This is a genomic window from Bacillus sp. 41-22, assembly GCF_025809295.1.
GTDB classification, from domain to species: Bacteria; Bacillota; Bacilli; order Bacillales; family Bacillaceae_G; genus Bacillus_A; species Bacillus_A mycoides.
Window position 1 is genome coordinate 1,151,220 of record NZ_CP084035.1, and the last position, 11,825, is coordinate 1,163,044.

12 protein-coding genes are annotated in these 11,825 nt (G+C 38.4%); 5 read left to right on the forward strand and 7 right to left on the reverse strand.

Annotated features, from left to right (window positions below):
• Positions 1-159: 159 nt before the first annotated feature.
• The 5 genes from lepB (at position 160) to LCF45_RS05865 (ending at position 9,281) form a co-directional block, all read left to right on the forward strand.
• Positions 160-723: a signal peptidase I gene (gene lepB, locus LCF45_RS05845; RefSeq protein WP_002011277.1), complete on the forward strand. Its 564-nt coding sequence runs from the start codon at positions 160-162 to the stop codon at positions 721-723.
• Positions 724-841: 118 nt separating this feature from the next.
• The gene (gene addB / locus LCF45_RS05850) at positions 842-4,357 is read left to right on the forward strand and encodes a helicase-exonuclease AddAB subunit AddB (RefSeq protein ID WP_002125879.1); all 3,516 of its coding nucleotides are present in this window, start codon (positions 842-844) and stop codon (positions 4,355-4,357) included.
• The gene (addA, locus tag LCF45_RS05855) at positions 4,354-8,079 is read left to right on the forward strand and encodes a helicase-exonuclease AddAB subunit AddA (RefSeq protein WP_002125881.1); all 3,726 of its coding nucleotides are present in this window, start codon (positions 4,354-4,356) and stop codon (positions 8,077-8,079) included. Before addB ends, addA begins: the two co-directional genes overlap by 4 nt.
• 23 nt (positions 8,080-8,102) lie before the next feature.
• Positions 8,103-8,381, forward strand: coding sequence for an RNA polymerase alpha subunit C-terminal domain-containing protein (locus LCF45_RS05860; RefSeq protein ID WP_061675287.1), 279 nt, complete (start codon positions 8,103-8,105; stop codon positions 8,379-8,381).
• Between the two features lie 192 nt (positions 8,382-8,573).
• Entirely contained in the window at positions 8,574-9,281 is a 708-nt protein-coding gene (locus LCF45_RS05865) for a DNA alkylation repair protein (RefSeq protein WP_002011269.1), read from the forward strand.
• Positions 9,282-9,336: 55 nt separating this feature from the next.
• Here the strand turns inward: LCF45_RS05865 and gerPF are convergent, their stop codons facing one another.
• From gerPF to LCF45_RS05900, 7 genes are all read right to left on the reverse strand, one after another.
• The gene (gerPF, locus tag LCF45_RS05870; protein WP_001141570.1) at positions 9,337-9,552 is read right to left on the reverse strand and encodes a spore germination protein GerPF; all 216 of its coding nucleotides are present in this window, start codon (positions 9,550-9,552) and stop codon (positions 9,337-9,339) included.
• Positions 9,553-9,594: 42 nt separating this feature from the next.
• Entirely contained in the window at positions 9,595-9,981 is a 387-nt protein-coding gene (locus LCF45_RS05875; RefSeq protein WP_002125894.1) for a spore germination protein GerPE, read from the reverse strand.
• Positions 9,982-9,995: 14 nt separating this feature from the next.
• Complete coding sequence (gene gerPD, locus LCF45_RS05880) at positions 9,996-10,190, reverse strand: spore germination protein GerPD (protein ID WP_001052805.1); 195 nt, start codon at positions 10,188-10,190, stop codon at positions 9,996-9,998.
• 6 nt (positions 10,191-10,196) lie between these two features.
• On the reverse strand, positions 10,197-10,811 hold the full coding sequence (gene gerPC / locus LCF45_RS05885; RefSeq protein ID WP_001070757.1) for a spore germination protein GerPC: 615 nt from the start codon (positions 10,809-10,811) through the stop codon (positions 10,197-10,199).
• 67 nt (positions 10,812-10,878) lie between these two features.
• A complete protein-coding gene (gene gerPB / locus LCF45_RS05890) occupies positions 10,879-11,085 on the reverse strand; it encodes a spore germination protein GerPB (RefSeq protein WP_001012505.1) in 207 nt (68 codons plus the stop codon).
• A gap of 14 nt (positions 11,086-11,099) precedes the next feature.
• The gene (gene gerPA, locus LCF45_RS05895) at positions 11,100-11,321 is read right to left on the reverse strand and encodes a spore germination protein GerPA (RefSeq protein ID WP_001111190.1); all 222 of its coding nucleotides are present in this window, start codon (positions 11,319-11,321) and stop codon (positions 11,100-11,102) included.
• A gap of 96 nt (positions 11,322-11,417) precedes the next feature.
• Positions 11,418-11,597 (reverse strand): aspartyl-phosphate phosphatase Spo0E family protein, encoded by a 180-nt coding sequence (locus LCF45_RS05900; RefSeq protein WP_002087032.1) that lies wholly within the window; start codon positions 11,595-11,597, stop codon positions 11,418-11,420.
• Positions 11,598-11,825: the final 228 nt, after the last annotated feature.

Below are 11,825 nucleotides of genomic sequence, written 5' to 3' on the forward strand. Positions count from 1 at the left end.
AATTCGACTGAAGCAAAGAAGTTAGGTGGGAGATCAAACTGCCCGTAAATGCCCGATTGGTGCGGGCTAATAATCGGTGGGGGATGAACAAAACCCCCACCGATTAAGTTTCACTTTATAAATGCAAGCTTCATCATTAAAGGGCGAGGGGAGAAGCGAATGAAGAAAACTTTGAAAAAAGAAGGGCTAGAGTGGGTAAGAACAATTTTAATTGGTGTACTATTAGCTGTATTTTTTCGAACGTTTTTCTTTTCAACGTACGTTGTAGAGGGGAAGTCAATGATGCCGACATTGCAAGATGGAAATATGCTCGTTGTGAATAAGGTGAGTTATCAAGTAGGGGACTTGAATCGATTTGATGTCGTCGTTTTTCATGCGAATAAAAAAGAGGACTATGTAAAGCGAATTATCGGTTTACCTGGGGATCATATCGAATATAAGCATGATAAATTATATATAAACGGACAATTCGTGGATGAACCTTATTTAGAGACGTATAAGAAAGAGACAAATGGACGGCAATTAACAGGCGATTTTAAACTAGAAGAGTTAACGAAAGAAAAGTTTGTACCACCCGGTTCTATTTTTGTAGTTGGTGACAACCGCCTTGGTAGCTGGGATAGTAGGCACTTCGGCTTTGTGAAAGCTGATACAGTTGTCGGTAAAGTTGATTTACGATATTGGCCGATTCAAGAGGTACAAACGAATTTCTCAAAAGGCTGATATAATAAAATGAAGTATAAGGAAAAGACAAACGAGTATGTTTGTCTTTTTTATCGTCCTATAATACAATTGTGATAGCAAACTAACGTTCGTTATGTAAGTGAAAGGTGGGGGTTTCATGTCACTTCGATTTGTGATTGGTAGAGCTGGAAGTGGAAAAAGTACACTTTGTTTACACGAAGTGCAAGAAGAGTTAAAACAGCGCCCAAGAGGGAAAACAATATTATATCTTGTGCCAGAACAGATGACATTCCAAACGCAGCAGGCGTTAATTGGGAGCGAAGATGTAAGAGGTTCTATTCGGGCACAAGTTTTTAGTTTTTCGCGATTAGCGTGGAAGGTGCTGCAAGAAGTTGGTGGAGCGAGTCGTCTTCATATTGATGAAGCTGGTGTACATATGTTGCTTCGTAAAATTGTAGAATCTCGTAAAGATGGACTATCTGTGTTTCAAAAAGCAGCGGAGCAAAACGGTTTCTTTGAACATCTTGGTAGTATGATTGCTGAGTTTAAACGTTACAATGTGACGCCGTCTAACGTATATGAAATGTGGCAACAATTAGACACGCATAGCAGTAGTGCAGAGCAAAAGCTACTAGCGAATAAAGTGTATGATTTACAGTTATTATATGATGATTTTGAACGTGCTTTAATCGGAAAGTATTTAGATTCAGAAGACTACTTACAATTATTAATTGAGAAGCTTTCAGACTCTGAGTATGTAAAAGGCGCGGAAATTTATATAGATGGATTCCATTCATTTTCTCCTCAAGAGCTAGAAATCGTTAGAGGGCTAATGAGATTAGGAACAAGAGTAACAATAACATTAACGATAGATGAAAAAACGTTAGCGCAGCCAGTGAATGAACTAGATTTATTTTATGAAACGACGTTAACGTATGAAAAAATAAAACAAGTAGCGCGTGAAGAGAAAATAGAAATTGAAAAAACAATTCCACTTATGGAACAACCGCGTTTTCATTCTCCAGCATTAGCTCATTTAGAAACGCATTATGAAGCGCGTCCGAATGAAAAGTATCATGGTGAAGCGAGTGTAACAATTAGTACAGCAGCTAATTTACGAGCTGAAGTAGAAGGTGTAGCTCGTGAAATTAGAAGACTTGTGGCGGATGAAGACTATCGTTACCGAGATATCGCAGTCCTTCTTCGTAACGGAGAAAGTTATTACGACGTAATGCGAACGTTATTTACGGATTATAATATCCCGCATTTCATCGATGAAAAACGCCCAATGTCACATCATCCGCTAGTAGAATGTATTCGTTCTGCACTCGAGATTATTAGCGGGAATTGGCGTTATGATGCAGTATTCCGCTGCGTGAAAACAGAGCTTTTATATCCATTAGATGCAAGAAAAGAAGCGATGCGCGAAGAGATGGATGAGTTTGAAAACTACTGTTTAGCGTACGGTGTACAAGGGAAGAGATGGACTTCTGAAGATCCGTGGATGTATCGTCGTTATCGTTCTCTTGATGATGCGAGCGAAATGATAACAGACAGTGAGCGTGAAATGGAAGAGAAAATAAATCGACTTCGCGACGTTGTAAGAACGCCAGTTATTCGTATGCAAAAAAGACTGAAGCGTGCTGGAACAGTTATGCAAATGTGCGAAGCGGTATATTTATTTTTAGAGGAGCTTGACGTTCCGAAAAAACTAGAAGAATTACGTGTTCGTGCAGAAGAAAATGGAGATTTCTTATTTGCGACAGACCATGAGCAAGTATGGGAAGAAGTGATGAATCTTCTTGATACGTTCGTTGAGATGCTTGGCGAAGAGAAGATGTCCCTTTCAATGTTTACGGAGGTTATGTCGACAGGTCTTGAGGCACTTCAATTTGCGAACATTCCGCCGTCACTAGATCAAGTGTTAGTTGCTAATATTGATCATTCTAGATTATCAGATATTAAAGCGACATTCATTATTGGAGTAAACGAAGGTGTGATTCCAGCAGCGCCTATGGATGAAGGTATGCTTTCTGATGAGGAAAGAAATGTTCTCACCGCTGCAGGTATCGAATTAGCACCAACGACGAGACAAACTTTATTAGAAGAACAGTTCGTTATGTATCAAATGGTGACGAGAGCATCTGAGAAGTTATACATTTCTTGTCCGCTTGCGGATGAAGAAGGAAAGACGTTACTTGCGTCTAGCTTTATTAAGAAAATAAAAAGAATGTTCCCTGATGTGAAAGAATCGTTTATTACGAATGATGTAAATGACTTATCGCGTTCGGAACAAATTTCATACGTAGCAACGCCAGAAGTAACTTTGTCTTATGTCATGCAGCAACTGCAAACGTGGAAGCGATACGGATTTGAAGGGAATTTAGACTTTTGGTGGGACGTATATAACTTCTACGTTACTTCAGATGAATGGAAGCAAAAAAGTAGCCGTGTGTTATCAAGTTTATTCTACCGAAATCGTGCACAGAAACTAAGTACAGATGTAAGTAGGGATTTATATGGAGATACAATTAAGGGAAGCGTTTCTCGTATGGAACTATTTAACCGTTGTGCGTACGCTCATTTTGCCCAGCACGGTTTATCGCTAAGAGAGCGTGATATTTTCAAACTTGATGCGCCAGATATCGGTGAATTATTCCATGCAGCGCTGAAGAGAATTGCAGACAAGCTATTACGTGAAAATCGGACTTGGGCGGATTTATCAATAAAAGAGTGTGAACACCTTTCTGCTTTAGTAATAGAAGAAATTGCACCGTTATTACAAAGACAAATTTTATTAAGTTCGAACCGTCATTTCTATTTAAAGCAAAAACTACAACAAATCATTTTCCGTACGTCACTTATTCTTCGTGAACATGCGAAGTCGAGTGGATTTGTACCAGTTGATTTAGAAGTACCGTTCGGTATGGGCGGGACTGGATCTCTTCCGCCAATGGAATTTGCGTTGCCAAATGGTGTGAAGATGGAAGTAGTTGGCCGTATTGACCGTGTTGATAAGGCGGAAGATGAGAGTGGTACGTTCCTTCGTATTATTGATTATAAATCAAGTTCGAAAGCGTTAGATTTAACAGAAGTGTATTACGGACTCGCACTTCAAATGTTAACGTATTTAGATGTTGTTACTTCAAATGCACATACGTGGATGAAAAAGGGCAGTACTGCATCACCGGCGGGTGTATTGTATTTCCATATTCATAACCCGATTGTTGAGATGAAAGGCGATGCATCTGAAGAAGAAATTGAGAAAGAAATTTTAAAGAAATTTAAAATGAAAGGTCTCGTACTAGGAGATGCTGACGTTGTGCGTTTAATGGATAATAAACTTTCAACAGGAAGCTCTGATATTATTTCTGCTGGTCTGAAAAAAGATGGTAGTTTTAGTGCGCGTTCTAGCATTGCAAGTGAACAAGAGTTTAACGTACTTCAAAAATATGTACACCACTCGTTTGAAAATATCGGAAAAGACATTACAGAAGGTGTTATTGATATTGCTCCTTACAAAAAGGGGAATAAAGCGGCATGTACGTTCTGTAACTTCAAATCTGTTTGTCAATTTGATGAATCACTTGAAGATAACCAATTCCGTACGTTAAAAGATATGAAAGATAGCGAAGCGATGGAGAAAATTAGAGAGGAGGTTGGCGGAGAATGATAGAAAATTGGCCTCAGAAACCAGAAGGTAGTCAATGGACAGATGACCAGTGGAAAGCGGTTGTAGCGAACGGACGTGATATTTTAGTCGCAGCGGCAGCTGGATCAGGGAAAACAGCGGTATTAGTTGAACGTATTATTAAAAAGATTATAAGTGAGGAAAATCCAGTCGATGTCGACCGCCTGCTCGTTGTAACATTTACGAATGCAGCAGCGCAAGAAATGAAAAATCGAATTGGGGAAGCGTTAGAAAAAGTATTAATTGATGGGCCAGGTTCACAGCATATAAGAAAGCAGCTTAGCTTATTAAATAAAGCTTCCATTTCTACAATTCATTCATTTTGTTTACAAGTTATTAGAGGATATTATTACATGCTTGATGTCGATCCTCGTTTTCGTATTGCGAACCAAACAGAAAATGAGTTATTAAAAGAAGAAGTGCTAGATGACATATTAGAAGAAGAATATGGAATCGAAGATAATAGTATTTTCTTTGAACTAGTTGATCGTTATACGAGTGACCGTAGTGACGATGACTTACAACGAATGATTTTAGCGCTTCATACAGAATCAAGAGCGCATCCAAACCCGGAGAAGTGGCTTGATAAATTAGTAGAAGCATACGACGTTGAAGGAAAGACGATTGAAGATTTAGTGTACGCTTCTTACTTATTAGAAGATGTGAAGTTTCAGCTTGAAACAGCGGAAAAGCATATTCGTAAGGCGACTGAACTCGCAATGCTTCCTGATGGTCCAGCGCCTCGCGTTGAAACTTTACAAGCGGATTTAGCTTTACTTGGAACGTTATCCTCAGCAGCTCGTGGATCGTGGACAAGCGTTTATGAAGCGATGCAAAATGTATCGTGGCAAACGTTAAAGCGTATTAAAAAAAGTGATTACAACGAAGATGTTGTAAAACAAGTAGATTCTCTTCGTAATAAAGCGAAAGATGAAGTGAAGAAATTACAAGAAGAGCTATTTAGCCGCAGACCCGAAAGTTTCTTACGAGATTTTCAAGATATGCATCCTGTATTAGAAAAACTCGTGAAGCTTGTAAAAGTATTTACAGAGCGTTTCCAAGCGATTAAGCGAGATAAAGGAATGGTCGATTTCACAGATTTAGAGCATTTCTGTTTGCAAATTTTAAGCGAGCAAAGTGAAGGCGGTGAAATGAAGCCGTCAGCAGTAGCACTTCAATATCGTAATAAATTTGCTGAAGTACTAGTTGATGAATATCAAGATACGAACTTCGTACAGGAATCAATTATTAAATTCGTAACGAAAGATTCTGAGAGTGAAGGAAACTTGTTCATGGTTGGTGACGTAAAACAGTCAATCTATCGTTTCCGACTAGCAGAGCCTGGTTTATTCTTAGGAAAATATAAACGTTTCACACAAGAAGGATCGGGCGGCGGAATGAAGATTGACTTAGCGAAAAACTTCCGTAGCCGTCATGAAGTGCTAGCAGGTACGAACTTTATTTTCAAACAAATTATGGGCGAAGAAGTCGGCGAAATCGATTATGATGCTGACGCTGAATTAAAGCTAGGTGCTAGCTATCCAGAAGGTGAAGATGTAGCGGCAGAGCTATTATGTATTCAGCAAACTGAGGAAGAAGTGCAAGACGGTGAAGAAGGTGCCGAAGTAGAAAAAGCGCAGCTTGAAGCTCGTCTTATGGCGCAGCGTATTAAAGCAATGGTCGATTCAGGCTATGAAGTGTATGATCGTAAAACTGATAGTATGCGCCCAGTGCAATATCGTGATTTCGTTATTTTACTTCGCTCGATGCCATGGGCGCCGCAAATTATGGAAGAGTTAAAACTACAAGGAATTCCGGTATATGCTGACCTTGCGACTGGTTACTTTGAAGCGACAGAAGTAAATATTATGATGAACGTATTCCGCGTCATTGATAACCCGATGCAAGATATTCCGCTTGCAGCTGTACTTCGTTCACCGATCGTTGGACTAAATGACGAAGAACTTGCGACGCTTCGTGCTCATGGAAAGAAAGGCTCGTTTTATGAAGTGATGAGCTCATTCTTAAAGGGAGCGCCGCTTGAAGAAGAACAAGAACTGCATGATAAATTAGAGTGGTTTTATAACTTACTGCAAGGGTGGCGTGAATTTGCGCGTCAACAATCTCTTTCTGATTTAATTTGGAAAGTGTACGGTGAGACAGGCTATTACGACTTTGTCGGCGGTTTACCAGCCGGAAAGCAAAGGCAGGCAAACTTACGCGTACTATATGACCGTGCAAGACAATATGAAGCAACATCGTTTAGAGGATTATTCCGCTTCTTGCGCTTTATTGAGCGTATTTTAGAACGCGGAGATGATATGGGAACGGCGAGAGCCCTCGGAGAACAAGAAGATGTTGTTCGCATTATGACGATTCATAAAAGTAAAGGGCTAGAGTTCCCAGTCGTATTTGTAGCTGGACTTGGTCGCCGTTTTAATACACAAGATTTAATGAAGCGTTTCTTACTTCATAAAGATTTCGGTTTCGGTTCACAATTTATCGATCCTCGTAAACGAATTAAATATACGACATTATCGCAACTAGCGATTAAGCGTAAAATGAAGATGGAATTAATTGCGGAAGAAATGCGCGTACTATACGTAGCGTTAACACGTGCAAAAGAGAAGTTAATTTTAATTGGAACAGTTAAAGATGCCAATAAAGAAATGGAAAAATGGCTCGATGCAAGAGAGCATAGTGAATGGTTATTACCAGACCATATTCGTGCCGGAGCGTCTTGCTACTTAGACTGGATTGCACCTTCCTTATATAGACACCGTGATAGTGAAATGCTTCTTGAATTAGGACAAGGAAATATTCCAGGCGAAATTTATGAATATAGTGCTAGCTGGAAAGTGGAAGTTGTTGAAGGAAAAGATTTACTTGCACCAGAACCGGTTCAAGAAGAGAAACAAGAGTTATTAGAAGCGCTTCGCGATAAAAAAGCTGTTCCGTTAGAAAGTGAACGGAAAGAAGAAGTGTATGACAGATTGATGTGGGAATACGGGTATGCGGACGCGACATCTCACCGTGCGAAACAGTCTGTTACAGAAATAAAGAGAAATTATCAATCTGAAGAAGGTAGCGATAACGCCTTTATTAAAAAACTTCGTGCACCAATTAAAACACGTCCGCGCTTTATGGAGAAAAAAGGGCTAACATACGCAGAGCGAGGGACAGCAGTCCATGCCGTTATGCAGCATGTAGATTTGAAGAAACCAATTACGATTGAAGTTCTTCAAGAACAAATTGCAAGAATGGTAAATAAAGAACTATTAACATTTGAACAAGCTGAAGAAATAGCGATTGAAAAGGTAATTTCATTCTTTGACAGTGACTTAGGTAAAAGGGTATTAGCAGCAAAAAGTGTTGAGCGCGAAGTACCATTTACGATGATGCTTTCAGCAGAAGAAGCGTATCAAGATTGGCAAGGGAAGAAAGGCGAATCAATACTTGTCCAAGGGGTTATCGACTGCATGATCGAAGAGGAAGACGGAATTACTTTAATCGACTTTAAAACAGATACGATTGAAGGAAAGTTCCCAGGCGGATTTGATCAAGCGAAACCAATTTTAGAAGACCGATACAAAGTACAGCTTTCACTATATGCAAAAGCACTCGAGAAAAGCTTAAAACATCCTGTGAAAGAGAAATGTTTATATTTCTTTGATGGAAATCATGTTGTAAATATTGACGAATAGAGCTTAGAAAGGGGTTATGGATTATGGCGACGTTAAGAACTTGTGATCAAGGACACGAGTACTACAAAAGTAGCGATTGTCCAACTTGCCCAACCTGTGAGAAAGAGAGAAAGCCAAAAGAAGGCTTTCTTTCTCTTCTTTCAGCACCAGCAAGGCGAGCGTTAGAGCACTATGGAATAACGACTGAAGCAGAACTTTCAAAGTATAGTGAAAAAGAAATTTTGAAACTGCACGGTATAGGACCAGCATCTTTACCTAAATTGAGAGCGGCTTTAGAAGATAAGGGATTATCATTTAAATAAAAAAACTAATCATTAGCAGGGAGTAGCATCTTCATTAATGATTAGTTTTTATAATCGGTATTAATTAGCTAGATAAACGCGTATAACGAAATCCCATTTTGAAAATCGTAAATCGATGGACAAAACGATTTAAAAGATGGATCAAGAATATAAGCGGATTGATTATAATATTAAGGAAGGAAGTGCAACACGATGGATTTTGAAACAGTAATGCAAGAGCTTGAAACTCTCGGCAAGGAACGAACTAAAAAAATATACATATCCAATGGTGCAAAGGAGCCACTTTTTGGCGTAGCTACAGGTGCTATGAAACCAATCGCGAAGAAAATAAAAATCAATCAAAGTTTAGCTGAAGAGCTTTATGCTACAGGTAACTATGATGCGATGTACTTTGCAGGCATTATTGCAGATCCAAAAACTATGAAAGAATCGGATTTTGATCGTTGGATGGATGGGGCGTACTTTTATATGCTGTCCGATTATGTGGTAGCAGTAACTTTATCAGAGTCAGATTTTGCACAAGACGTTGCTGATAAATGGATTGCAAGTGGTGACGAACTAAGAATGTCAGCGGGATGGAGTTGCTACTGCTGGCTTTTAGGGAATCGAAAAGACCATGAATTTTCCGAAAGTAAGATTGCCAATATGCTAGAAGTTGTAAAAAATACAATTTATGATGCGCCAGAACGTACGAAATCCGCTATGAATAATTTTCTAAACACTGTGGGGATTTCATATGTGCCGCTACATGAAAAGGCAGTTGAAACCGCAAAGGAAGTAGGCATAGTAGAACTAAAACGGGATAACAAGAAAAGTAGTTTTCTAAATGCTTACGAAAGTATTCATAAAGAACTTGATAGAGGAAGACTCGGATTCAAACGTAAATATGTAAGATGTTAAAATTAAAAGAAACAGCCCTAGCTCTACACAAAATAGAGCTAAAGCTGTTTCTTTTTTACGCTGTTCCAATTTGATCTTGGTCTGCAACGTCCGAATCAAATGTATTTGTTGCGCTAACGCCGCTAAAAGTGTTGACGACAAATCCGACATTGGAAGCCCCAGAGCCGTTATAAGCTTTCGTATTTTCTTTCGGAGACACGTTATAAAAATCTCCTAAGTTGAAAGAGCCGTTACTGTTTTGAACGACAAGATTTCCTACAACCGAAGGCATACCATCCACCTACTTTACTAAGCTTTTTAATTACTATATGAATTATTTAGAGGAAGGTTCATCAGTAATAAATTGGCGGATTTGTAGCGTGCGAGAATTATTAAAAACATAGTCAACATTGCCGATTTGGAAGCACGCGGAATTTAAAAGGGTTCGCAAGTGAACATCATTTACTTCAATAAAAGGGCACTCATTTACAATATTTAGTTTTACATCTGTCGTTCGCTTTGGAATTGTAATGTACTCATCTGTAAAGATTTCAAACGCATCAAAACGACCTTCACCTTTTATATAACAAGGGATTTCTCGATGAACGATAAGTGCTCTATTTTTTAATTCTATTTGATTAGAATCCCCGGCCTGGAAGACAGCTGCAACCCCCATAGAAACGATAGAAACATTTTGTACAATTGAAGTATGACGGAGCATAATTTTTCCTCTCCTCAACCTGGAGTCGGAGGGACATCTGTTACTAATGGTACAAATGGTCCCTCTGTAACAGATTCGAATGGCGTATCAAGAATAGAAGAAAGGATGAGAAGGTTTGCATCTCCAATTAAAAATAATGCGGAAGAAGAAACCCCGTTCATTTTAATCTGGCCTACTTTTAACTCGCGGTTTACAACATTTAAATTCATGCATACTCACTCCTTTCGGAAATTGCCCGGTATGTGTTGAATAAAGGAAAGGAACGCCTTGTCAATATCTTGTTTCATCGCTTGAATAATGATGTCTCGTAAATAATCGGGATCTGTGGAAATACCCTCATACGATTGAACTTGTGATAAATAATATGGAAGTCTATGTTCCATCTGTTTTTTTATGTCATCCACCATCATTTGTCGATACATCTCATCAAGCGGCGTTCTCTCTTCTTGTTCAAAATGGAGAATTCGACTATATGCTTCTTCATCTAAATAGCGATGCATTTCTTGGAGGATACCTTGATAAAAGTCTGGATTTGTTTCTGTTTCAGGATTTACTTTTAATGTTTCTGTATCCACTTGAAAATCTTCAATTTGTTGCCCTTTTGTTGAAAATGGATTCAAGCCAATATTTAAAGTGCCGTTTAAATTTTCTACTTTTAATTGATCGAATTTATATTCCACTTTTCCTATAGAAGAGGAGGGACGACTTTTTAACTCATTAAGCTCTTCTTGTAGTAGGCGAACTTGCTCTTCAAGGTTTAGAATAGTTTGCTGCTGTATTTGGAGAGCTTGTTGAAGTTGGTGTAGGTAAGTATATATATCTTGATTCATTTGTGAAACCTCCTTTTCAATAGGGAGGGGAAATATATTCCTGCTATATATTTATGACAAGGATACCTTAAGAAGAACTAGTTGATGGTTTGATGGAAATAATTTGTCCTTTCGCATGTAAAGGGCGAAGCGGTTCTGTAAATCCGCCAGAATTTGAGAATTTAGAAAGAGCCTTAATACTACCTGCAGTTCCAATTTGAAAAACGGAAGAGGTCGTAATGCTATCGATTTTAATGCTGTTAATGATGATACTTTGGTTCACATAAAAATTCAATGCAATCGCCCCCTTTAGTTCGAACCAATTATTGCTTGATCAATTACATCTGAATCATTGACGGTCGTTGAGCTTTGATAATTGTAGACAGAGACGTTATCCCCAACATTAAATGAACCGGCTCCGGCAAAAGCGCGTGAATAACTAATAGGCCTAATCGCAAATACATCTCCAATATGAAAAATACCACTTGATCCAATATTAACGATACGAATATGTCCGACCATAGCTGGCATACAAAACACCTTTCGTTTTTAAAATTTTCTTTTCTACTATTGTATGGGCGTTTTCAATAAAATGTGTATTTTTTCGAAATAAAAGAAACACATACGTTATTGCGTATGTGTTTCGAACATTTGAGTATGTGTGCAATCTGTATGTATAGGCCAAACAACATTTAAGAGCCTGTCCAATTCCTGGCTACAATCTACTGTTTTTTGAGAAGTCATTCCGTAGCGTTCAGCAAAATAGATCATTTTTTCGCGTTTTTTTTCGATAGCTTGCTCAAACATTGAAATCGGCTCCATCTCTCAATAAATTTTATGTATATATGTAGTACATATTATACAAAAATCCCATAAAAAAGAAACATCTTCGCTAAAAAAAGTATAATTTCTACATTTTATGTCAAATAACGGATGAGGAACAAATGTAAGAATGGTTGAATATTGTAAAAATTAGCGTGTGTAAGAAGGTTTTTTTCTTAAGGATGCGAATACAATTATAGGGTATGAGTTTTA